This is a genomic window from Flavobacterium phragmitis, from assembly GCF_900112575.1.
Lineage (GTDB): Bacteria > Bacteroidota > Bacteroidia > Flavobacteriales > Flavobacteriaceae > Flavobacterium > Flavobacterium phragmitis.
Map to the genome: position 1 here is coordinate 452,249 of NZ_FOMH01000002.1, position 24,246 is coordinate 476,494.

The following is a 24,246-nucleotide window of genomic DNA, read 5'->3' on the forward strand; positions in this document are numbered from 1 at the left end:
ACCAAACAAACAAAATACATACAATGAAAGTATTAGCAAATGACGGAATTTCTAAAAGCGGAATTCTAGCCTTAGAAAAAGGTGGATTTGAAGTGATCACTACAAAAGTAGCTCAAGAACAAGTAGCTAACTATATAAACGAAAACAACATTGACGTAATTTTAGTTCGTAGTGCAACTAAAGTTCGTAAAGACATTATCGACGCTTGTCCTGGAATTAAAATCATTGGACGTGGTGGTGTTGGTATGGACAACATCGATGTGGATTATGCAAAAAGCAAAGGAATCCATGTAATCAATACTCCTGCTTCATCTTCAGAATCTGTTGCTGAATTGGTGTTTGGACACTTATTTAATGGTGTGCGTTTTTTACATGATTCTAACAGAAATATGCCTCTTGAAGGAGATACTAATTTTGACGGTTTGAAAAAAGCTTACGCTAATGGAACTGAATTAAGAGGAAAAACTCTTGGTATTGTTGGTATCGGACGTATTGGTCAAGCTACAGCAAAAATGGCTCTTGGTTTAGGAATGAAAGTTATTGCTGCCGATAGTTTTATCCCTGAGGTGGATGTAAAAGTTGAATTTTTCGACGGACAATCTATCACAACTAAAATTGTTTCTCAATCTTTAGAGTCTTTATTCAAAGAAGCAGATTTCATTACATTACACGTTCCTGCTCAAAATGGATACATCATTGGAGAGAAAGAATTTGAAATCTTAAAAGATGGTGTTGGAATTGTAAACTGTGCTCGTGGAGGTGTTATTGATGAAGTAGCTTTAGTAAAAGCTTTAGACTCTGGAAAAGTTGCATTTGCAGGTTTAGACGTTTTCGAAAATGAACCAAAACCAGAAATGGCAATTTTAATGCACTCTAAAATCTCTTTGACGCCACATATTGGAGCTGCAACAGGAGAAGCACAAGACAGAATTGGTACTGAATTAGCATCACAAATCATTACTTTGTTAAGCTAATTAACTATAATTAAATTACTTGTAAGGGATTTATTAACATTGTTTAATAAATCCCTTTCTTTTTTTGTTTAAATTTGAGTTCTAATCTTAATCCTAAAAATCATGTTTGAACAATTAACCCAATTAGTACAACAATATGGAAGCGATGCAGTGGTAAATAATAACGCTGTTCCTAACGAACATAACGAAGCCGTAATCAGTGAAACAAGTAATTCTATTTTTGAAGGATTAAAAAAAATTGTTTCTGAAGGCGGAACTGATCAAATTGCTGGATTATTTAATGGAAACTCTTCTATCGACAGCTCAAATCCTGTTGTACAACAAATTCAACAGCAATTAAGTGGTAGTCTTGGCGAAAAATTCGGACTTAGCAGTGCGGATTCAAGCGGAGTGGCGTCTAATTTAATTCCGCAGATTTTAGGTTCTTTGGTTAATAAGGCAAAAGATCCAAATGACAATAGTTTTCAGATTACTGATATCATCAATTCCATTTCTGGAAACAGCGGACAAGCTTCAGGAATTATGGACACTATTTCTAAATATGGAATGCAGTTTGGACTAGACCAAAACAACGACGGAAAAGTAGATGTAGCCGATGTTTTAGTCGTTACTAAAAGTAAAGGCGGAATCGCTGGATTTATAGGGAAATTATTTGGAAGCAAATAAAAGATTCTAAGATACTGAGGTTCTAAGACGCTAAGATTTTCTTTCGCTGCGCTCTTAGAAATGTGACCAAAAAGGCTGTTTATTTCATAAACAGCCTTTTTGGCTTAATAAAAAAAACTTAGAACCTCAGCATCTCAGCATCTTAGATTCTCACTCTTAGCATCTTGTTAAAACCCTTCTTCTTTTCTCCATTTATTTGTAAATTTAAAACATGAAAAAATGTATCTCCATATTAATTGTTTTTGTAACGATAATTGCATGTTCAACAACGCAGCAAAATATTGCAAGCAATGACAATGCATCAAACAAAAAGCAGAGCGATACAATTAGAATTGCAAATGACTCTTTGGAATACGAAGTTATTATAATCGATAACGGATTTAATACCTGGCTTGCCTCTCGTGCTTTTCCTCGTAATTACCATTCTCTAGCTTTCCTTGAAAATAAAAATTATTTGTATGTAACCGAATGGAACAATCGTGTTTTGCAACCACAGCGTTACAATCCGAATTTATATGAAATGAGCATCGATTATCGCCCAGAAATTCATTACGGATACGAAGTAAATTACTTAATTTACAATTACATGATTTATTTTCAAAATACTTACAAACAAACGCTTTGGGGTAATGTTCCTTTAAGATAATATACTATATTTGTAATCATTACAAATAACAATGAATAGATTAAAACAACGCTGGGGAATTACTTCCAACCTACAAGCCATAATTATACTTATTGTTTTTGCCATCACCGGATCGGCATCTGCATGGATTTCTAGACCTTTTTGTGACTGGGTAGGAATTCATAAAGAAGATTTAGGAGCTGTTTGGTTCACTCTTATTCGTTTATTAATCATTCTTCCTGTTTATCAGGTTTTACTAGTTGCCATCGGGACTATTTTTGGACAATTTCGTTTCTTTTGGAATTTCGAAAAGAAAATGCTTAAAAGAATGGGACTTGGATTTCTATTCAAAGATTAATTCTTGATTATTATTTTCTTCTCGCACTAAACAAACCGTTCTGCTTACAGATTCTTGTTTATATTTTTTTTCAATTATTTCAAATTCTTTGAATTTTAGAAATTTTATGTTTCTAAATAGTCTTCACTGTATGCAATCCCTTTAATTATCAAATGTGAACATCACGATAATTCAACGTTAAAAAAACACATTACATTTTTTTACATGATTTTTCCACGAAATCATCATACAGAACAGGATGGTGCAGGATAGTTTTGTTTTAGGCAATAACAAACTTTATACTATAGTTAAAATTATTTAAACACTGAAATTCAATCGTTTAAACAATTAAAAAACTAAAACTATTACTTACTAACCAAACCACCTTTGAAATGCTGAAAAATTACTTAAAACTGTCCGTAATGGCGACAATTCTCTGTCTCATTACGCCAATGAACAAGATTTTTGCCCAAAATCCAATCGTTAAAATTGACTTTGACCAGTCCGGAAGACCAAAAGCTGAAGTAAACGATCCCGATTATACCGCTTGGGTAATTGCTTCTGGAAATACCAGCACTTATACCGAAAACGGTGTCACTTTTACCATAACCCGAGTTGGAGATAAAGGAGATGCACTAGGAACTAATTGGTATAAAGCAGGAATTCAAGCTCCTTACTACGCTAGATTAGTTTCGGATGGCGTCACAGTAAAAGGAACAACTGCAAACTTGGGAGCGCAAATAGAACTTAAAATTAGCGGACTTCCAGCAGGGGAACATACGCTATTGGCTTTTTTTAACAATGTAGATAGTCCAACGGGAAATAATTTTAGTCCAATTGATATTTCTGTTAACGGAAACTTAGTTGTAGACAATTTAATTCCCACTGTAAGAGCACTCAAAACTGCCGACGCAAAATCTACTTATTTAAAATTTCAAGCAATAGCAGGAAATGATGTTGTTATTTTGATGGCGGCAGAAACCTCTGGTACAGAAAACATCAAAAACTTTATATTTAATGGTTTTGAACTTAATACACCTAATATTTTCTACCAGGCAACAAATCCAAATCCGAAACAAAATAATGAACATGTTGAATTGACTTCGGGAGGAAAATTATTGCAATGGACTGCAGCTGCAAATGCAGTTTCACATAATATTTATTTTGGAACAGATCAAAATGCTGTTAATAATGCAACAACATCTTCACCAGAGTACAAAGGCAATCAAGCTTTAGCCAATACTTCTTTTCAAGTTAACGGACTTTACACTGGAGAAACTTATTTTTGGCGTATAGATGAAGTTTTAGCAAACGGAATCGAAAAAGGAAATATTTGGCGTTTTCGTCCAGCGCAACTTGCTTTTCCAGATGCCGAAGGATACGGACGCTTTGCACGTGGTGGACGTGGCGGAAAAGTAGTTGCCGTAACCAATTTAAATGATAGTGGTCCAGGAAGTTTCCGCGAAGCAGTTACTAATGATATTGGACCAAGAACAATTGTTTTCAATACATCTGGAGTAATTCAATTGCAATCACGATTGGTTTTAAGCCAGCCTTATGTGACAGTTGCAGGGCAAACGGCTCCTGGAAAAGGAATCTGTATTCGATCTGCTCCTTTTGGAGTTACTGGAAATGATGCCGTTGTTCAAAATTTAAGAGTCCGTGTTGGTGCTGGACCAACTTATGACGGAATGGGTCTTACCGGTGCAGACAACAGCATTATTGACCACTGTTCTATAAGCTGGACAATTGACGAGTCATTCAGTTCTAGATCAGGAAAAAACATAACCCTTCAAAGAACACTTATTTCAGAGGCATTAAATGCAGCAAATCATCAAAATTATCCTGCCGGCACAGAACACGGTTATGCAGCAACAATTGGTGGTGACATTGGAAGCTTTCATCATAATCTATTAGCACATTGTTACGGACGTAACTGGAGTCTTGGCGGTGGTTTGGACGGAAGCGGTGCTTATGCAGGAAGGATGGATATTACAAATAATGTGGTATACAATTGGGGCGGCAGAACTACCGACGGCGGAACAAAAGAGGTTAATTTCGTAAACAACTATTATAAGCCTGGCGCAGGATCTAAAATATTTGTTGCCTTTAATCAGCAAAATGAAGGTGTTGGAACAGGTATGCAACAATGTTATTTTAATGGAAACGTAATGCCGGGATACTTCGACGAAAACAATCAAACAGCAGGAAGAAAATCTTCAGGAAATACCGTTTCTTATGAAAACTTTGTAAACACACCGTTTTTCCCTTCTTATGTTACCACACAATCTGCTAAAAATGCTTATAAAATTGTTCTTTCAGATGTTGGATGCACACAGCCGGAATTTGATGATCACGATCAAAGAATCATAAACGAAACTTTAAACGGAACTTATTCTGCTGTTGGAAGCATAACCGGCAAGCCTGGATTTCCTGATAACGAAGCAGATGTCGGCGGATTTGAATCTTATCCAACTGTATTGAGAGATGCAAACTGGGATACCGATCAGGACGGACTTCCAAATTGGTGGGAAACTATAATTGGAACAAATGTAAATTCAGCAATAGGTGATTTTTCAGATGCAAATGCAGATACAGATCAAGACGGATATACAAATCTGGATAAGTACCTGCAATGGATGTCATTACCTCACTATGAATCTACACAAGGAAGTAAAATTGATATTAATATTCAGAAATTATCAAGAGGATTTACCAGCGGGGTTTCTTATGCTATTTCAAATGTTATAAACGGAAACGCTACACTTAATACAGATATAGTCGCATTTACACCAGCTTCAAACGGATTATGCTCTTTTGAATTTACTGTAACCGACTCTGAAGGAGGCACAATGAAACGAAAAGTAAATATTTTAAGTGGACAAACTGCACATTTAGGTACCGAAGAAGTAACTAAAACAGCTAAAGACTCTTTCAATGTTTGGCCAATTCCAAGTAACGGAACATTTTCAGCTTTCATTGATAATGAAGAAACAGAAATCTCAGATCTTAAAATTTATGACATTTCTGGGAAAGAAATATTAAAACAAAAAATCAGAGGAAATACTCAGGAAACAATCCAATTACATTCAAAAGGTGTTTTCATCATTAAAGTTGTAAACCCGCAAACAAAAAAAATACAGCATATAAAGAAGATAATTGTTCAATAAATGAAAAGACGGCTCTTAGCCGTCTTTTTTATTTTCTTTGAAAAAAATAGGTATAAATCCAAGTCAATGTAAAAGACGGAATAACATCGGTAAATGGCAGTATTTCCTCTAGAAAAGTCAAAATTCCTGCAACCTTTCCTACTCTTCCTTTGTACATTCTTGTCATAATCACACCCGCAATCGGCGCCCAGACAACATCTGAAAACTCTCCCAAAAACGGAATCGAAAATGAAATCATACCAATTCCGTCCAAAATCAAACCAATGATTAATTTGGTCATTCTGTTATCTTCTACAACCTCTAAGTCTTGCATTTTAAGTCTTTTTTGAGTTTATTCGAAATTAAAAAGAATTGACATAAACTATCTTATTTCTTTATTAAATTTAATTTCTAAATTCCCATATCAAGAAACGTGCCTTTAGATTTTAGATTATTGTAAATTGCTATTGATTTTTGAAATTGATATTGGAATTTATTTTTTTGTAATTTGATATTGACTATAAACTTCGTTTCTTTGTAAAAACAGTTTCACTAAATGATACAGGCACAAAACATACATAAATTCTACGATAAACTTGAAGTTTTAAAAGGAGTTGATTTACATATTAAGAAAGGCGAAATTGTTTCTATAGTTGGTGCTTCGGGAGCCGGAAAAACTACATTACTGCAGATTTTAGGCACTTTGGACAAACCTGACTATGCCCCAGAATCTTCTTTAACCATAAATGGTAAAAACGTTCTTGAATTGCAAGACATCAAAAGTAACAATTCGAAAGAAGAAAAAACATTCAAAATAATTACTTGGACAGGATCTATCTATATTATCCTTCTTGCTGTTTGTTTATTGTTTTTGAGAACTAAAATTTTTGACGATACACTTAGATTAGTGGCAAGCATAACCTTATTCCTGCCTATAATTGCAATGCTTTTCTACTACAACCGTTATTTCAAAAAGAAAAGCAAAAAAGACAGAATACTATCTGATTTTCGAAATTTAAACTTAGGTTTTATTTTTCAGTTTCATCAGCTTTTACCTGAGTTCACCGCTTTAGAAAATGTTTGTATTCCAGCTTATATTGCGGGTAAAAAAACATCTGAAACCGAGGCCGAAGCCAAAAAACTCCTTAATTTCCTAGGACTTTCACACCGTATCCATCATAAACCAAGCGAACTTTCGGGCGGGGAGCAACAGCGTGTTGCAGTGGCCAGAGCCTTAATCAATAAACCAGATGTTATTTTTGCAGATGAACCATCAGGAAATCTGGACACCCATTCTGCTGAAAACTTACACCAATTATTCTTTCAGCTTCGAGATGAATTTGGACAGACTTTTGTTATTGTTACGCATAATGAAGAATTGGCCAATATGGCTGACAGAAAGTTAGTTATGTCAGACGGACAAATTATTTCCTAAGATGGTTTTAATTGTAACCAGCTGGATATATATACTTTTTGCATCAATAAATTTAGGTTTTCTAACGGATAAAATACTTCAGTTAAAAAACAAAAATTTTATCATTACTTCTATTCTCGGATTATTCTCAGTTACAATTTCAGCTAGTATTTGGGCAATTTTTGGGAGGATAAATATTGAATTTCATGCTCTCTTACTGCTAACTAACATTTTGGTATGTATTAAATTTCAAAAAACAATAGCCGAACATTATAAAGCTTTTTGGACTGAGCTGACACAATTAAATAAAGTTCTAAAATCTTTTTTAATCATCATAACATTTTTGATTTTAGCGCAATGCGCTTCTGCTCCTTTTGTAATTGACAATGAATCCTATTATATTCAAACCATAAAATGGCTTAATGAATATGGTTTTGTAAAAGGACTGGCAAATATTCATCTTTTTTTAGGACAAACCAGTGGCTGGCATATTACTCAAAGTGCTTTCAATTTCTCTTTTTTATATCCAAATTTTAATGATTTAAGTGGTTTTTGTTTGTTTCTAGGAAACCTTTTTGCCATTCAAAAATTAAATCATTATTTCAAAAACGACAATTCCAATTATTTAATTATCGGATTGTTTCCTTTGTTTAATATTCTGTTTTTTCAATTCATCAGCGCACCTTCTCCCGATATTCCGGTGTATGTTTTTTCTATTATTTTCTTTTTCTATTTCTTAGAAAACTTCAAAAAAATAACTCCAGAAACTTTTAATCTGCTAATTGTTTTATCACTTTTTTTGTTCTATATAAAAAACACTACTGTTACATTTTTTATTTTTCCGATTATCCTATTAGTACTTCATTTCAAATCAATAGCCAAAGAATTATTAAAACCTGCTTTACTTTCAATACTTCTAATCTTCCTATTAATTGTAAAAAATTTGATAATATCTGGTACAGTTGCTTTTCCGTCAAAACTTTTTACTTCTCTTACAATGGATTATGCCATACCGAACTCGATTCAGAACTTTTATTATGAACAGCTTAAATGTTATGGCTATTTCATAACTCCTGAAAAATATAATTTGATGTCTTCTTGGGACTTATTCATTAGATGGATAACAATGCCAAAACTTAATGGACTATTTAATAAAATCAGTATTCTTCTGATTCTTATTATGCCTTTTTTTATTTTGAAATTTAAAAATGAAAAAGCACTTTGGAGTATTTATTTTGCGATGATAATACAATTGATTCTTCTTTTAGTAACCTCTCCGCAATACCGTTTTTTCCTTAATTATATTTTATTTTTCTCTCTTTTTTGTTTGATATGCATTGTAAAAAACAAAAGAGTGATTAACCTTCTAATAATACTTTCCTTAATTCCGGTTGTTATTGTTCTGTTTTTCTCTATAAATCTGAGTAAATTTGCCAATACTAAATCATTAATGGAAATTAGTAATTTTTCAAGTCAAAATATTATTTTCCCTTATTCCAATTCCAAAAACAAAACTGTGTTTGAAACCCTTCAAATAGGAAACTTAAAATACAATTCTCCTCAAAATAATGATTTTTTCTGGGGAAATGGCAACGGCGATTTACCGTGTGTTAATAAGGCACAAATAGAATATTTTGAAAAATATTTTCATTATATACCGCAGATGCGCACCAATAATTTAAAAGACGGATTTTATTCCAAAGAAGTTACTAAAAATGAATAGCACAGAATTAAAAGAATTCCTAGACGAAAAAGTCATTCAATATAATAATCAGGATTTTATAGGAAGTGATCCTGTTCAGATTCCACATCTTTTCACTCAAAAAGAAGATATCGAAATTGCAGGGTTTCTAAGCGCTTCCATTGCTTGGGGAAACCGTAAAATGATTATCAAGAATTCGCATAAAATGATGGAATTAATGGGGAATACACCTTACGATTTCGTTATGTCACATTCTGAAGAAGATTTAGCGAAACTGGAAACGTTTGTTCATAGAACTTTCAATGGAAATGATTTTGCAGGTTTTATAAAAGGCTTAAAAAACATCTACCAAAACCACAACGGTTTAGAAAATGTATTCGCTAAAAATCAGGAAAAAGATAGTTTACAGAAAAGCATCAGCGAATTCAAAAAAATATTCTTCGAAACAGATCATTTAGCTAGAACTCAAAAGCACATTTCGGACCCTTTAAACAATTCAGCTGCAAAAAGAATCAACATGTATCTGAGATGGATGGTTCGCCAAGATGCAAAAGGAGTCGATTTAGGAATTTGGAAAACTATTTCGCCTTCTGTACTATCTTGTCCTTTGGATGTTCATTCCGGGAATGTTGCCCGAAAACTTGGCATTCTTTCGCGAAAGCAAAATGATGCAAAAGCTTTGTTAGAATTAGACACCAAATTAAGAGAAATGGATGCTAAAGATCCTGTAAAATATGATTTTGCCTTATTTGGACTGGGAGTTTTTGAAGGGTTTTAAAACTTAAAAATACACATTGCCAGGCTGAGCAAAGTCGAAGCCCACGTTTCAATTGAAATACTTTTTTAGACTTCGCTCAGAGTGACAATACATCTAAAATTACAAATTCAACAAAAAACCATGAATTTAACGTACATTTGCACAAAATTTAAAGCAAATGAGCACTTTCGAAAAATTTAATCTTCCAAAATCATTACAAAAAGCAGTTGACGAATTAGGATTTGTTACGCCTACTCCTATTCAGGAAAAATCTTTTTCTGTAATCATGTCTGGACGTGATATGATGGGAATTGCGCAGACCGGAACCGGTAAAACATTTGCTTATTTACTGCCTCTTTTAAAGCTTTACAAGTTTACACATACCAACACTCCTAAAATTGTAATTCTGGTCCCAACCCGTGAATTGGTTGTTCAGGTTGTAGAAGAAGTTGAAAAACTGACTACATACATGTCGGTTAAAACTTTAGGAATTTATGGAGGTGTAAATATTAATACACAAAAGAAAGCCGTTTACGAAGGTGTTGATATTTTAGTGGGAACACCTGGCCGTACAATGGATTTAGCCTTAGATGCCGTTGTTCGTTTTGATGAAACACAAAAACTGGTTATCGATGAGTTTGACGAAATGCTGAATTTAGGTTTTAGACCACAGTTGACGTCTCTTTTTGCGATGATGAAAACCAAACGCCAAAACATTCTCTTCTCTGCAACGATGACAGATGAAGTTGACGATCTTTTAAATGATTATTTCGATTTTCCTGAAGAAGTAACATTGGCTCCATCGGGAACTCCTCTTGAAAAAATTACTCAGATTATTTATAATGTTCCAAACTTCAATACAAAAGTAAATCTGTTAAAACATTTATTGGAAACCGATGAAAGCATGAGCCGTATTCTGGTTTTCGTAAACAACAAAAAGATTTCAGATATGCTTTTCAATCGTATTGATGAGCTTTTTGATGGACAATTTGGTGTTATACACTCGAATAAATCTCAAAATTACCGTTTGAGTACCATGGCCGAATTCCAAGAAGGAAATCTTCGCGGTTTAATTACAACAGACGTTATGGCAAGAGGTTTGGATATTTCTAATATCACCCATGTAATCAACTTTGAACTTCCTGAAGAACCTGAACTATATATGCACAGAATTGGTCGTACAGGTCGTGCAGATACTACAGGAACAGCAATCAGTTTTGTTTCTCCAAGAGAAGAGGAATACAAAATAGAAACCGAACTTTTAATGGATCAGGAACTTGAAATTGCTGATTTCCCTGAAGAAGTTGAAATTTCAGAAAAATTAATAGAACCTGAAAAAGACAGATTACCAAGAAAGTTTTTATTGAAAAAACCTAAACTGGAAGGTGATGGTGCATTTCATGAAAAATCTAAAAAGAACAAAAAGGTTAATCTTGGAGGACCATCCAAAACCAAAAAGAAAACACACGGTTCTGTTAACAGAAATATGCTAAAAACAAGAGCGAAGAAGAAAAAAGATAACAAGTAATCTTTTTTTAGGTGCTAAGATCCTAAGATACTGAGGTTCTAAGTTTTTTCACATAAACACAAAATAAAAAGGGTAAAGATTCTTTCGAATCTTTACCCTTTTTAAGCTAAGTATCTTAGCAACTTAGAACCTTAGCATCTTTTTTACTAAATTTTCGTAAACACAAGTCCAACCGGTGAACACAGTTCTATTCTTTTTCCTGTATCTGTAATTTTTCCTGTGGTTTTATCCCTTTTAAAAACAATAATATCGTTTGTATATTGATGACCAACTAAAAGGTAGTTTCCTGTTGGATCAATGGCAAAATCTCTTGGTCCTTTACCTAAAGTACTTTGTTGCTCTACCAATTCTAAAGAGCCATCTTTTTGGATTTTATAAACAGATATCGAATTTGCATCTACACGATCCGAAACATATAAAAAGTTTCCATCCGGCGAAATTTTAATTGCGGCAGCTCCTGTTCCGCCTGTAAAGCCTTTTGGAAGAATACTTGTTTCGGCTACTACTTTTAGATTTCCTGTTTTATCGTAGCTTAAAGTTGTTAATGTTCCGTCTAATTCCTGAACCAGATATACAAATTTTCCGTCTTTACTAAAAGTCAAATGTCTTGGACCGCTTCCTGGTTTTACATCGACACTTCCTTTTAAAGTCAGCATTTCGTTTTTAGAAGTTGGATTGTATTTATAAATGAATACTTTATCCAAACCTAAATCATTAGACAAAACAAACTTTTTATCCGGAGAAAACATCACCATATGCACGTGTGCTTTTTCCTGACGCGCTGCGTTTGGTCCTTTTCCTTCGTGCTGAATTAATTGTTGCACCTCTGTAATGCTTCCGTCTGGATTTTTCTTGAAAACAACAATATTTCCACCAGAATAATTGGCAACGATTACGTTTTTATCATCATTAATTAAATGACAAGGATCTGCCCCAAGAGAAGCATTAGAATTTAAAAATTTTACTTTTCCGGAAACCGAATCATATCCAAACGCGCTAACCGCACTTTGATTTCCGTTTTCGTTTACCGCATATATAAATTTATTGTCTGCAGAAACCGATAAATAACTCGGACTAATTACATTTTCGGAAGAATTTTTCAGTTTAAAATCTCCATTAGCGGCATTAAATTCATATACATAAATTCCGTTGCTTTGACATTTATTAGTATAAGTCCCAACTAATAAATTGAATTTATTTTGGGCATTTACCATGGTCAGTGATAAAGCCGAAAATAAGACTAGATATATTTTTTTCATAGTTTGTTTTTTTGAATCAGCTAAAATAAGGAATAATATGGTTTTGATACAGCATCTTTGTTACAAAAGAAATTACAAAAGTTACATTTTTTTTGAACCATATAAGTTATATAAGTTCATTTTAGCTTTTAGAATTCAACTTATAATTAACTTATATTCGCTTATTACTTTCCTTTTAATTCGTCTCCATAATACTTATAATCCCTCATATGAACTTATATGGTTTCAATTATTATTTTTTTCCGGTTCATACACTGTGTTTATAATTTCTTACATGAACTTATATGGTTTAAAATAATTTTTAATTCGTATTTTTGACGAGCATCTTCGCGAAAAACAAAACGTAGTGAAGTAAATCGAAGCCAGAATGCATTTTAAACATCCCGAAATTCTATACTTTCTGTTTTTATTGATTGTTCCAATTTTGGTTCACTTATTTCAATTAAGACGTTTTAAAACTTCCTATTTTACTAATGTCCGCTTTTTAAAAGAACTTGCTATTCAGACTCGTAAAAGTTCTAAAATCAAGAAAAGACTTTTATTAGCGACTCGTTTATTATTATTGACCTGCATCATATTAGCCTTTGCACAGCCTTTTTTTGAAGCCATTGACAGCAAAAATGCTTCAAATGAAATGTATATTGTTCTAGACAATTCGTTTAGTATGCAGGCAAAAGGAAAAAAAGGAGAATTATTAAAAAGAGCCGTTCAGGAATTATTGGAAAACACTCCCGAAAATACTCAATTTTCACTTTTAACCAACACCGAAAATTTCTGGAATACTGATATTAAATCTTCGAAAAGTGCTTTACAAAACTTAAAATACAGCGCTTCTCCATTTGATCTTTCAGCCATTACCGCTAAAATCAAAGCGCATAAATCAGCACACAAAAAAGACATTGTCATTATCACTGATGCGGTTGGCTTAAAAGAAAAAGACATTCAAAATATAGATTTTGAAGAAAAACCATACTTCATAGTTCCTAAAGCGGAACAAAAAAACAACGTTTCAATTGACAGCGTTTACATCAATCAGACTTTAGAAAATTTCTATGAAATTGGCATTAATTTATCAGCTTACGGCGAAGATTTCAAACCTGTTTCAACTGCTTTATACAATCAAAACAAACTGATTGCCAAAACGATTGTTAATTTTGACACCAAGAAGAAGAAAATCAATTTCACGATTCCAAAAGAAGCTTTTCACGGCTATGTAGCAATTGAAGATAATGGTTTGACTTATGATAATAAATTGTTTTTCAGTATTTCTAAAAACAAAAAAACAAATGTAATCAGCATTGGAGAACCTGAAAAAGCTAATTTCTTATCCCGAATTTATACTCCAACTGAATTTAATTATCATAATTACGCTATTGGTTCTTTAGACTATAATAGTTTAGAAAAACAAAATACTATTATCCTGAACGAGTTACCTGAAATTCCACAGGCTTTGCAAACTACTTTAAAAGCGTTTGTTTCTAAAGGCGGCAATCTGGTCGTGATTCCTTCTGAGAAAAGTTCCCTTTCTAATTTGAATAATTTACTGAGTAATTTTGGAAAAGTTCAATTTGGGAATTTAGAAACCAACAGCAAATTAATTACTAAAATCAACTTCGATCACCCTTTGTTTTCAGGTGTTTTTGAAAATAAAATTTCGAATTTTCAATATCCGAAAGTGAACAGTTCGTTTGCTGTTTCAAGCTCTTATCCAGCTGTTCTTTCATTTGAAGATCAGACTCCATTTGTCACTGCTGTCCAGAATCAGGTTGCAGGAATAACGGTTTTTACAGCGCCAATAAACAGTACTAATTCGAATTTTCAGCAATCTCCGCTGATTGTTCCTTTGTTTTATAAAATAGCACAAAATAATCAAAAAACCGGAGTAAACGCTTTGACAATCGGAAATAATCAGCCTTATTTTGTTGATGTTCTATTGACTAAAGATGCTATTTTGGAAGTAAAAGGAACAGAAGATTCTTTTATTCCGGTTCAGCAGATTTTAAACAATAAAGTAAAACTAACTTTTAATGATTTCCCTGAAACGGCTGGCAACTACGGAATTTTCGATAAAAAGGAATGGGTCGAAAACATTAGTTTTAATTACAACAGAAGCGAAAGCGATTTGAGTCAGGTAAACACCAATGTGGTTTCAGATTTCAAAACGGCCGATACCATATCAACCATTTTTAACACCTTACAAACTGAGCGAACTGACAGCCAAATTTGGAAATGGTTTGTTATCTTTGCACTGTTATTTTTAGCATTAGAAATGGCAATTATAAAATTTGTGAAATAATTTTCAAATCATTCGTTTAGTATGTCATTTCGAAGAAGAAGAAATCACACATACTGAGAACATTTGGAACGGAATATCTGGTGAGATTTCTCCTTCGTCGAAATGACAAAGCGGAATCTTTTAATAAAAAAATAAATTTCTCTACATATGAAAATAATCATCAAAAGCGCCAAAATTATCGACTCAAAAAGTCCGTTTCACAATCAGACCGTTGATCTTTTAATTGCAGATGGTTTAATAGAAAAAATAGGAGTTTCACTTCCAAACGACGATGCTGAAGTGGTACGATTTGACAATCTTCACGTTTCTCAAGGCTGGTTTGACAGCAGTGTTTCTCTTGGAGAACCAGGTTACGAAGACAGAGAAACCATTGCAAACGGATTAAATGTCGCAGCAAAAAGCGGTTTTACAGCAATTGGTCTACAGCCTAACTCTTTACCAATTATCGACAATCAGTCTCAGGTAAGTTTTGTAAAAAATAAAGCAAATGGTTTTGCTACAGAAATTTTCCCAATTGGAGCTTTAACTAAGGCAAGTGAAGGAAAAGATATGGCAGAACTTTTTGATATGAAAAATGCGGGTGCCATCGCTTTTGGAGATTATAACAAAAGTATCGACAACGCAAATATTCTGAAAATCGCTCTACAATATGTACAAGATTTTGACGGTTTGGTAATTGCCTATTCACAAGATCCAAATATCAAAGGAAACGGTGTAGCAAACGAAGGAATTGTTTCTACAAGATTAGGTCTAAAAGGAATTCCAAATCTTGCTGAAGAACTTCAAATCTCAAGAAACTTATTTTTATTGGAATATACGGGTGGTAAACTTCATATTCCAACGATTTCTACAGCAAAATCGGTTGAATTGATTAGAGAAGCTAAAGCAAAAGGATTAAACGTAACCTGCAGTGCTTCTGTTCATCATTTGGTTTTGACAGATGAAAAACTGGACGGATTTGACACTCGTTTTAAAGTAACACCTCCTTTACGCACAGAAGTTGACAGACAAGCCCTTCTAAACGGAGTTGCTGACGGAACTATTGACACCATTACTTCAGACCATAATCCTATTGATATTGAATTCAAAAAAATGGAATTTGATACAGCTAAAAACGGAACTATTGGTTTAGAAAGTGCTTTTGGAGCTTTATTGACCGTTTTACCATTAGAAACTGTAGTTGCAAAATTGACTTCGGCAAGAACTGTTTTTGGTCTGGAAAACAATACAATTCAAGAAGGTGCTAAAGCCGATTTGACACTTTTTACTCCAGAACATAAATCAACTTTTACAAAAGAAAACATTCTTTCAAAATCTAAAAATTCTGCCTTTTTAGGAACAGAACTTAAAGGTTCTGTGTACGGAATTTTAAATCAAAATCAACTTGTTACAAAATAATACAATGAATAATTCAGTCGAAGAAGGAAAACCAATTGCCATTACCAGTTATATTCTGATTGTTGGTGTTTTGATTGCCATGAGCATGAATTCTGAAAACAAAAACAGTTTTGCTTCTTTTCATATCCGTCAAGCTTTAGGATTATCTTTAACCTTTATTTCTTTCGGAGCAATAGTTAGTAATTTTGATAGTTTTTATATCACTTTCCCAATGTGGATCTGTATTTCTATTCTTTGGACTTTTGGTATTTTTAATGCTATTCAAGGACAAATGAGACCGATTCCGTTAGTTGGGAATTTGTTTCAAAAATGGTTTAAAAAAATCGGGTAATTTTTAAAATTCCAAGTTTTAAAATCAAAAATTGAAAAAGTCAAAAAACTGACAAAGCTTGAAAATCAAAGGAAAACTCATAACTTATAACTCAAAACTCATAACTTTCCCTAAAAAATGAATCTATCATTAGAATATAAAATAAGAGAACCAAAAGTAATTTTAGATCAAAATCCGCTTTTATTGTTGTTGCACGGATACGGAAGCAACGAAGCCGATTTATTCTCTTTTGCCTCTGAACTTCCTGATAATTATTATGTAATTTCCGCAAGAGCACCTTATGATTTACAATATGGAGCTTACGCTTGGTACGCCATTAATTTTGATGCCGATCAAAACAAGTTTTCTGATAACGAACAAGCCAAAACTTCAAGAGATATCATCGCTAATTTTATTGACGAATTAGTAGCAAATTATCCGATTGATGCCAACAATGTAACTTTAATCGGATTCAGCCAAGGATCTATTTTAAGTTATGCAACAGCACTTTCTTATCCTGAAAAAATTCAAAGAGTTGTGGCAATGAGTGGTTATTTTAATGAAGAAATCATCAAAGAAGGTTTTGAAAACAACGACTTTAAAAATCTAAAAATATTCGCTTCGCACGGAACTGTAGATCAGGTTATTCCGATTGAATGGGCAAGAAAAACTCCTGCAATTTTAGAAAAATTAAACATTCCGGTTACTTACAAAGAATATCCTGTTGGACACGGTGTTGCTCCGCAGAATTTCTTTGATTTTAAGAATTGGCTTGCTTTGTAGTTTTCAGTTGCAGTTTTCAGTAGCAGTCACAGTTTTCAGTTCTAACCACATACTGAGACTTCGACTGAAAACTAAAGTTTATTCTCCAGTATAAATTATCTTCCCATCTTTCTTCAAAACGTAACCTTTCCAAGGAATTAATTCCAGATTATCTTTTTTCCAAGAATCTCCTTCAGATTTTCTTTCTAAAATGATGGATTCTTTTTGAGTATCTAAGAAAAGTTCTGCTTTATTTCCGTCAAAAATTACATAGGAAACGGTGGAATATGTTTTTCCATCTTCAGCATGATTGAGTCTCGTGCTATTTTCAAAAACTCTGATACATTCTTTTTTCAAAACTGACCAAGTATATCCGGCAGAAGCTTTACAGCCATGAGAATCAGAATCTCCTCCGACAACCGTTTCTTTTTGGGGTTCTTTTGGAACACTATTTTCTTTAGTTTCCTGAGAAACTTTTTTCGCACAAGAAAATGTACTGGCAATAATCAAAAACAAAAACATCTTTTTCATAATCCTAATAGTTTTAAATTGAGCAAAAAAAATAGGATTTTTAAAATCCTATTTTTGATATAACCAAGTTTGATTTACTTCAAAGGTAATGTTATCGTCGTTATCAACAAAGTATTTTAACAAGACTTCTCCCCAAAGTTCCCCATTGCTATAATCAGCAATAATCCATCTGTGGTTTAAAATTTTTACTTTATTGATGATAAATTTAGTCGGTCCAATCTGGTCTTGTCCAGTGTACGGATTTCCTTTTGGATTTGAATTAAAATCTAACAACTTTTCCGTTACAACCGGAATTAATTTTTCGTATAAAATTACTTTTCCTCCAGATGCACTGTTATCAAAGTAGTTTTGAGCATTTTCATTGTGTTCAAGAGAAAAATAATCAGCTTCCGCTAATTGTGTTTTCACCAGATTAATGCTATCTCTCAGTTTCTTAGTAGTTTTATCGTATCTATTTTGAGCAAATTTTACCTCTCCACTGTAAAATGCATAAGTAAAAACATTCATTAAAATTGCTAAAATAAAAAGATAAAGCATTAAGGATTTTTTCATTGTGTGGTATAATTAAATGGTAATTTCTAAATTATCGTAAGCCAGAAAAACATTTTCCGGAAGTTGTTTTTGCACTTCTTCATGAAAACCTAAAACGTGACTGATATGAGTTAAATAAGCTTTTTCAGGCTTAACAAGGTTTATAAAATCAAGTGCTTCCTGAAGGTTAAAATGTGTATCATGAGGTTCTACACGTAAAGCATTTACAACCAAAACTTTCAAACCTTTAAGTTTTTCTGTTTCAATAGAATCGATTGTTTTGACATCTGTTAAATAAGCAAAATCGTCTATTCGGTAACCAAAAACCTGTAATTCGCCATGCATTACATTTACCGGAATAGCCATTTTATCTCCAACCGCAAACGGAACATTGTTTTCGACTTCGATCGTTTTTACGCTTGGTGCTCCTGGATATTTATTTACGGTTTCAAAAACATAATCGAAACGGCGTCTTAGATTATCCAAAACACGTTGATGTCCGTAAATAGGAATTTCGCCTTGCCTGAAATTAAATGGACGAATATCATCTAACCCCGCAGTATGATCTGCATGCTCGTGCGTGAATAGAATTGCATCAAGTTTACGGCATCCGCAGGAAAGCATCTGCTGTCTGAAATCAGGACCGCAATCTATTACATAAGAATGATCGTCCCATGTAATCCAAATGGATACACGAAGCCTTTTATCCTTAGCATCAGTGCTTTTACAAACTGGATGATCGATTCCGATAATCGGAATGCCTTGAGAAGTACCTGTACCTAAAAAATAAACCTTCAATTGAACTTAATTTTTTTACAAAAATAGCTTATTTCTCTTTCATTAGACTCCTAATTTACTAACTTTGTAACAAATCTATTTAAAACAAAATGGGTACAGAAATAAAACTCAAAGGTGACAAGGTCATCGAACAGATTCCTTCTATAAAAGACAAAGCTTTACGCATTAATTTAAACGAGAATATTTACGGAACATTTGCTGAAATTGGTGCTGGACAAGAGACAGTTAGACACTTTTTCAGATCCGGAGGTTCATCAGGAACGATAGCAAAAGCGATGTCTGCCTATGATAAAGATTTTAGTGACGCCGTTTATGGTGCAGAAAGCGACGGAAGATATGTTACCGAAGAACGCTTGAAAAAAATGCTGACACATGAAGGTCAGATTATCGAAGAGCGTCTGAGCAGAGAAAAACACCCAACAAAACTTTTCTTCAGTTACGCCAATACAGTAGCCACAATAGATTTTGCCAAACAATTTAAAGGTCACGGCTGGGTTGGAATTCGATACCAAATTGAACCAGACGAAGCTTATAACGAAATTATTCTTCACATTCGTTTCAAAGAGACCGATGCCAGATTACAACAAGAAACACTTGGAATTTTAGGGGTAAACTTAATTTACGGTGCTTTTTACAAATACAACGATCCAAAACGATTACTTCGTTATTTATACGACCACTTAGACAAAGATCAATTAGAAATCGACACCATCAACTTTTCTGGTCCTCGTTTTGCTGATGTTGACAACCGCTTGATGAGTTTACAGTTGGTCAAAAACGGAATGACTGATGCCGTAATGTTTAATCCAGAAGGAAAGAACATTTTACCAGCTGCCATTTTATACAAAAAAAACCTTTTGGCTTTAAGAGGAAGTTTCCGTCCGGTTACAAAAGTAAACATGGACATGTATGAGAAATCATTGGAAATGTTTCTCAAGGAAAATAAGGTTGAAAAAAATAACACGCTGGTTGTTTTCGAAATCACGCTTTCAAACTTACGTTCAGATGGTGAAATTGATGAACGTGACTTTATGGACAGAGCTGAATTACTTTGTTCGTTAGGACAAACCGTAATGATTTCAAATTTCCAGGAATATTATAAAGTGGTTGAATACTTTGCTAATTATACTAAAGCCCGTATGGGACTAGCAATGGGAGTAAATAACCTTGTCGATATTTTTGACGAGAAATACTACCGTCATTTAAGTGGCGGAATTCTGGAAGCTTTCGGAAAATTATTCTATCGCGATATGAAAGTTTTCTTGTATCCGATGCTGGATGAAAACGGAGACTTAATGAATTCAAACAACTTAAAAGTTCATCCAAGAATGAAAGAATTGTACAAATTCTTTAAATTCAACGGAAAAGTAGTTGATATCGAAGATTATGACCCAACTATTCTTGACGTTTTCTCAAGAGAAGTTCTAAAAATGATCAACCAAGGAAAAAAAGGCTGGGAACCAATGCTTCCTCCTGGAATTCCAGAAATCATCAAGGAGCATCACCTTTTTGGATATCATCCACAGAAAGAATTAGAACAAAATATATAATGCAAAAAAGCCTCTTTATTGAGGCTTTTTTTTATTGTTTCAAGTTTTCTTTGTTTCAGGTTTCAAGTTCTAAACTGAACGAATTTTTAACGCTAATTTCGCTGAGTTTTTTTGACAAGAAAGATTTATAAAAAGAAAAGTTCGCAAAGCTTTATGCTGATTAAGCTTTGCGAACTTTTTATTTTTTAATTGAATTATTCTTTTGTCAGGCTGAGCGAAGTCGAAGCTCTCGTTCCAATTGGAGCGCCCTTCGACTTCGCTCAGGGTGACAACTTGAAACCTGAAACAAAGAAAACCTGAAACAAAAAAACTATTATTTTAAAATCTGCGAAGCGTGTTCTTTTGTCTTTACGTTTTCGACTACCTCTTCAATAATTCCTTTTTCATCGATTACAAAAGTGGTTCTGTGAATTCCGTCGTATTCTTTTCCCATGAATTTCTTTGGCCCCCAAACTCCGAAAGCGTTTATAACCGACTTGTCTTCGTCTGCGATTAACGGGAAAGGTAATTCATATTTATCTTTAAACTTAATTTGTGCTTTTGCACTGTCTGCACTTACTCCTAAAAGTTCGTAATTATTAGCCTGAAAACGGTGAAAATTATCTCTTAGGTCGCAAGCTTCAGCTGTACAGCCTGGAGTGCTTGCTTTTGGGTAAAAGAAAACGACTAGTTTTTTTCCAGCATAATCTGCCAGTTTATGTGTTTTTCCATCTTGATCGGTTCCTGAAAAATTTGGCGCTTTATCTCCTGCTTTTAATGTTGTCATATGTTTTTAATTTTAGATTGTGGATTTTTTTTAAAAGAATATAGAAAATAGAATAAAGAGTATAGATTTTAGACTTTTTCACTCTTAACCTATAACTTATAACTTTTAACTTATTAACTTATAACTTTTTTCATGCCCCGGATTGCAGTGAAAACCCCGGAATTGTGGTAGTTTACATTTTTTGTATTTAAAAAGCGACCAACGGAAGCTCTTTTAAACACTTAAAAATGTTACTAACACAATGAGGAGTTGAAACGAAAAGCCGGATTAGGCACATCATCAAAATTATACTATTTTTACGGGATTAAAAAGACTAAAATGAATAAAGAAGCTCGTGTGCAATTTGTTATTGACAAATTAAAAGAACTCTACCCTACTATACCTGTTCCGCTTGACCATAAAGATCCTTATACACTTTTAATTGCGGTTTTGCTTTCGGCTCAATGTACTGATGTTCGAGTGAATCAGATTACACCACTTTTATTTGCAAAAGCCGATAATCCTTATGATATGGTCAAAATGTCAATTGAAGAGATTAAAGAAATTATTCGCCCTTGCGGTTTATCACCAATGAAATCTAAAGGAATTCATGGTTTATCTGAAATTTTGATTGAAAAACATAACGGAGAAGTCCCTCAAAGTTTTGAAGCTCTTGAAGCTTTGCCGGCAGTTGGTCATAAAACAGCAAGTGTTGTAATGTCTCAGGCTTTTGGAGTTCCTGCTTTTCCGGTTGATACGCATATTCACAGATTGATGTACAGATGGAATTTATCGAATGGAAAAAATGTCGCTCAAACCGAAAAAGATGCCAAAAGATTATTCCCAAGAGAGTTATGGAACGATTTACATTTGCAGATTATTTGGTATGGTCGTGAATATTCACCAGCTCGCGGATGGAATCTGGAAAAAGATATTATTACCAAAACGGTTGGAAAAAAATCCCTGATTGAAGAGTTAGAAAAAACTTCAAAAAAATAAGGCACAAAGAAAAAACTTTGCGCCTCTGTATCTTTGCAACTTTGTATCTAAAAAAAAAATTACATTCCTGCTTTCAAGGCATTATACTCAGCAGTCATATCAAGAGATCTGTAAACTCCTAATAATACTTTGGTTGCATCTTCATTTTTTGGCTCAATAGCCAATACTTTTTTCAGATACGGAATTGCACTTCTTGTTACATCATCTTTTGTTGCATTTAATTTATCATACTTCTGCATTTCTGCCTTTGAAGTTCCTAATGATGAAATTTGATCCATCAAATCTTTTTTGATCTGTAATTTTAAATAAGCAAGATTAATGTAGGCGTCTATATAATTTGGATTCAGCTCTAAAACATAATTATATACTGCCTCTGCTTTTGGATAATTTTTATTTTCAAGATAGGAATACGCTAAATTACTGTTGACTTCTATTTTCTTGGAAGGAACCGATTCTGTTCTTGGTTTCTCATAAGTTCCCTGTTGAATAGCATATTCTCGAGCTTTTGGAGAAATAAAAGCGTCCTCTTCTTTTGTTTTCTTATTTGTTGCTAAATACAAAACTCCTTTTCCAGAGTAATTGATTTTTTTAAGCAATTCATAATAAGTAATCGCAGTATTGTAATCTTTTCCGTTTAATGCCGAAGATGCGGCATTGTACAGATTCAAGGTATCTTTTTTATCAAACAAATATACCTTATAACTTTTCTCTGAGCTTTCTTTGAATTTACCAGCTTTAAAATCTGCCATAGCACCATTCACAAGTCCGGCTTTCATATCTTTTAAGGCCATATTCGCCTTAACAGTTGATTTAAATTTACCAGATTCATTTTCATACAAAAATACATCTTGGTAGGATTGTGCTGCCAAGGTAAAATTATTTGCAGCATCAATATCTTTTAAGGCTAGGTCTTTTAAAACATTTCCTTTCAAAAAGTAATAATCGGATTTGTCTTCATCTGGGGCATTAAGGATGAGATATTCTGTTTTGGTTAAAATTGCTAAAGCTTCTTCACTTTTTCCTTTGTCAAACAAAGATTGCGCTTCTTTAATTTTGTCTTTTTGGGCAAACACGCTTACACTTATCATTAATAAGCAGGACAGCATTTTAATGTTCTCTTTCATTTTGCGGTTAAGTTTTTGGGTTGGTTAAATGACTTTCTTTTTTATTCTATTTATGGCATAAACTGTAAACAATCTTTAAGCTGATTTAAAAATTATTTTCAATATGCACTTGCAAAAATATCTTCTGGCACAAATATTTTATGCTAAAATCAAATAGACATCAAACTTAACAAAACAAAGCAGGGTAGTTTTTCTTCATAAATAATCTGATTTTGGGTTAAGTATTTAATTTTTAATTTATTATCATTTTCTTTTGGATTTTTGCATAAATACAGCAATATAAAAAACATGCAATAAAGCGGTTTTTAATGAATAAAAAATTAGTTTTTAACTAAAATAGAACTAAAAATCAAATAAACACCTAAAATCTAGTCAAAATATTAAATTTTAACAAAACTTAAAAAAAAATACTGTAAAAAACTTATAAAAAATACATTTGGAGAAAAACGTCCAGATTTAGTGACGAACAGATAAAAGTAAAGAATATTTTTACATAAAAAAGCTCACTGTTTGTATCTTCATACAAATAGTGAGCTTTTCAACCAAAACGACCATTTGGTTTACTTTACTAAACATCCGACATTAGTAGTGGGGCTGTTTAATTAGCTATAATCTCGAAACTTTTTTCCTCAATTTTGACAACAGTCAAAGCTTGAGAATAGTTTAAAATAAAAGAAACTACTTCTTTATTTGGTTTAAGATTTTTAGAAGCTAATGCTTTTTTTGAGTAAATTTTTGCCATACTATCAAATGTGTTATAATAGTATAACGGGCTTATTACCAAAATAGTA

General features: G+C 33.2%; 22 protein-coding genes and 2 pseudogenes. 16 read left to right on the forward strand and 8 right to left on the reverse strand.

What is annotated here, in order from left to right:
• Positions 1-23 precede the first annotated feature (23 nt).
• The 5 genes from BM289_RS04850 (at position 24) to BM289_RS04870 (ending at position 5,772) form a co-directional block, all read left to right on the forward strand.
• Positions 24-974, forward strand: a complete 951-nt coding sequence (locus BM289_RS04850) for a D-2-hydroxyacid dehydrogenase (protein ID WP_091491293.1) — start codon at positions 24-26, stop codon at positions 972-974.
• A 102-nt stretch (positions 975-1,076) separates the two neighbouring features.
• Entirely contained in the window at positions 1,077-1,640 is a 564-nt protein-coding gene (locus BM289_RS04855; RefSeq protein ID WP_091491295.1) for a DUF937 domain-containing protein, read from the forward strand.
• A gap of 211 nt (positions 1,641-1,851) precedes the next feature.
• A complete protein-coding gene (locus tag BM289_RS04860) occupies positions 1,852-2,286 on the forward strand; it encodes a DUF6146 family protein (RefSeq protein ID WP_091491297.1) in 435 nt (144 codons plus the stop codon).
• A 31-nt stretch (positions 2,287-2,317) separates the two neighbouring features.
• The gene (locus BM289_RS04865) at positions 2,318-2,623 is read left to right on the forward strand and encodes a DUF6787 family protein (RefSeq protein ID WP_091491298.1); all 306 of its coding nucleotides are present in this window, start codon (positions 2,318-2,320) and stop codon (positions 2,621-2,623) included.
• A 401-nt stretch (positions 2,624-3,024) separates the two neighbouring features.
• On the forward strand, positions 3,025-5,772 hold the full coding sequence (locus BM289_RS04870) for a T9SS type A sorting domain-containing protein (protein WP_091491300.1): 2,748 nt from the start codon (positions 3,025-3,027) through the stop codon (positions 5,770-5,772).
• Between the two features lie 28 nt (positions 5,773-5,800).
• Here BM289_RS04870 and BM289_RS04875 read toward each other — a convergent pair whose 3' ends face one another.
• Positions 5,801-6,085, reverse strand: coding sequence for a hypothetical protein (locus tag BM289_RS04875; protein WP_091491301.1), 285 nt, complete (start codon positions 6,083-6,085; stop codon positions 5,801-5,803).
• Between the two features lie 222 nt (positions 6,086-6,307).
• Here BM289_RS04875 and BM289_RS25785 point away from each other — a divergent pair.
• The 5 genes and pseudogenes from BM289_RS25785 to BM289_RS04895 all read left to right on the forward strand — a co-directional run.
• Positions 6,308-6,532, forward strand: a pseudogene (locus BM289_RS25785) (ATP-binding cassette domain-containing protein); the annotation flags it as partial.
• A 204-nt stretch (positions 6,533-6,736) separates the two neighbouring features.
• A pseudogene (locus tag BM289_RS25790) lies at positions 6,737-7,186 on the forward strand (ABC transporter ATP-binding protein); the annotation flags it as partial.
• A gap of 1 nt (position 7,187) precedes the next feature.
• Complete coding sequence (locus BM289_RS04885) at positions 7,188-8,888, forward strand: LIC_10190 family membrane protein (protein ID WP_091491305.1); 1,701 nt, start codon at positions 7,188-7,190, stop codon at positions 8,886-8,888.
• Positions 8,881-9,645: a TIGR02757 family protein gene (locus tag BM289_RS04890; protein ID WP_091491307.1), complete on the forward strand. Its 765-nt coding sequence runs from the start codon at positions 8,881-8,883 to the stop codon at positions 9,643-9,645. Before BM289_RS04885 ends, BM289_RS04890 begins: the two co-directional genes overlap by 8 nt.
• Before the next feature lie 157 nt (positions 9,646-9,802).
• The gene (locus tag BM289_RS04895) at positions 9,803-11,152 is read left to right on the forward strand and encodes a DEAD/DEAH box helicase (RefSeq protein ID WP_091491308.1); all 1,350 of its coding nucleotides are present in this window, start codon (positions 9,803-9,805) and stop codon (positions 11,150-11,152) included.
• A 146-nt stretch (positions 11,153-11,298) separates the two neighbouring features.
• On the opposite strand, the gene BM289_RS04900 is transcribed toward BM289_RS04895, so the two are convergent.
• Complete coding sequence (locus BM289_RS04900) at positions 11,299-12,411, reverse strand: lactonase family protein (RefSeq protein WP_091491310.1); 1,113 nt, start codon at positions 12,409-12,411, stop codon at positions 11,299-11,301.
• A 367-nt stretch (positions 12,412-12,778) separates the two neighbouring features.
• Between BM289_RS04900 and BM289_RS04905 the strand changes: the two genes are divergently transcribed.
• The 4 genes from BM289_RS04905 to BM289_RS04920 all read left to right on the forward strand — a co-directional run bounded on the left by BM289_RS04905 (position 12,779) and on the right by BM289_RS04920 (position 17,198).
• Positions 12,779-14,707 carry a BatA domain-containing protein gene (locus BM289_RS04905; RefSeq protein WP_091491312.1) on the forward strand — a complete coding sequence of 643 codons (1,929 nt, stop codon included), beginning with the start codon at positions 12,779-12,781 and terminating at the stop codon, positions 14,705-14,707.
• A 147-nt stretch (positions 14,708-14,854) separates the two neighbouring features.
• Complete coding sequence (locus tag BM289_RS04910) at positions 14,855-16,105, forward strand: dihydroorotase (RefSeq protein ID WP_091491313.1); 1,251 nt, start codon at positions 14,855-14,857, stop codon at positions 16,103-16,105.
• A gap of 4 nt (positions 16,106-16,109) precedes the next feature.
• The gene (locus BM289_RS04915) at positions 16,110-16,436 is read left to right on the forward strand and encodes a hypothetical protein (protein WP_091491315.1); all 327 of its coding nucleotides are present in this window, start codon (positions 16,110-16,112) and stop codon (positions 16,434-16,436) included.
• Between the two features lie 117 nt (positions 16,437-16,553).
• Entirely contained in the window at positions 16,554-17,198 is a 645-nt protein-coding gene (locus BM289_RS04920; protein WP_091491317.1) for an alpha/beta hydrolase, read from the forward strand.
• 78 nt (positions 17,199-17,276) lie between these two features.
• Here BM289_RS04920 and BM289_RS04925 read toward each other — a convergent pair whose 3' ends face one another.
• The 3 genes from BM289_RS04925 to BM289_RS04935 are packed head-to-tail and all read right to left on the reverse strand — an operon-like array spanning position 17,277 to position 19,037.
• Positions 17,277-17,708 (reverse strand): hypothetical protein, encoded by a 432-nt coding sequence (locus BM289_RS04925; RefSeq protein ID WP_244165327.1) that lies wholly within the window; start codon positions 17,706-17,708, stop codon positions 17,277-17,279.
• A gap of 48 nt (positions 17,709-17,756) precedes the next feature.
• Positions 17,757-18,260, reverse strand: coding sequence for a hypothetical protein (locus BM289_RS04930; protein WP_091491319.1), 504 nt, complete (start codon positions 18,258-18,260; stop codon positions 17,757-17,759).
• A gap of 12 nt (positions 18,261-18,272) precedes the next feature.
• Positions 18,273-19,037 (reverse strand): MBL fold metallo-hydrolase, encoded by a 765-nt coding sequence (locus tag BM289_RS04935; protein WP_091491321.1) that lies wholly within the window; start codon positions 19,035-19,037, stop codon positions 18,273-18,275.
• 89 nt (positions 19,038-19,126) lie between these two features.
• Between BM289_RS04935 and BM289_RS04940 the strand changes: the two genes are divergently transcribed.
• The gene (locus BM289_RS04940) at positions 19,127-20,587 is read left to right on the forward strand and encodes a TonB-dependent receptor (RefSeq protein ID WP_091491323.1); all 1,461 of its coding nucleotides are present in this window, start codon (positions 19,127-19,129) and stop codon (positions 20,585-20,587) included.
• Between the two features lie 313 nt (positions 20,588-20,900).
• Here BM289_RS04940 and bcp read toward each other — a convergent pair whose 3' ends face one another.
• Positions 20,901-21,353 carry a thioredoxin-dependent thiol peroxidase gene (bcp, locus tag BM289_RS04945; protein WP_091491325.1) on the reverse strand — a complete coding sequence of 151 codons (453 nt, stop codon included), beginning with the start codon at positions 21,351-21,353 and terminating at the stop codon, positions 20,901-20,903.
• Between the two features lie 318 nt (positions 21,354-21,671).
• On the opposite strand from bcp, the gene BM289_RS04950 reads away from it, so the two are divergent.
• Positions 21,672-22,331, forward strand: a complete 660-nt coding sequence (locus tag BM289_RS04950; RefSeq protein ID WP_091491326.1) for an endonuclease III domain-containing protein — start codon at positions 21,672-21,674, stop codon at positions 22,329-22,331.
• Positions 22,332-22,390: 59 nt separating this feature from the next.
• On the opposite strand, the gene BM289_RS04955 is transcribed toward BM289_RS04950, so the two are convergent.
• Positions 22,391-23,455, reverse strand: a complete 1,065-nt coding sequence (locus tag BM289_RS04955) for a tetratricopeptide repeat protein (protein ID WP_091491328.1) — start codon at positions 23,453-23,455, stop codon at positions 22,391-22,393.
• A 598-nt stretch (positions 23,456-24,053) separates the two neighbouring features.
• A complete protein-coding gene (locus BM289_RS25395) occupies positions 24,054-24,197 on the reverse strand; it encodes a hypothetical protein (RefSeq protein WP_167365387.1) in 144 nt (47 codons plus the stop codon).
• Between the last annotated feature and the right edge of the window lie 49 nt (positions 24,198-24,246).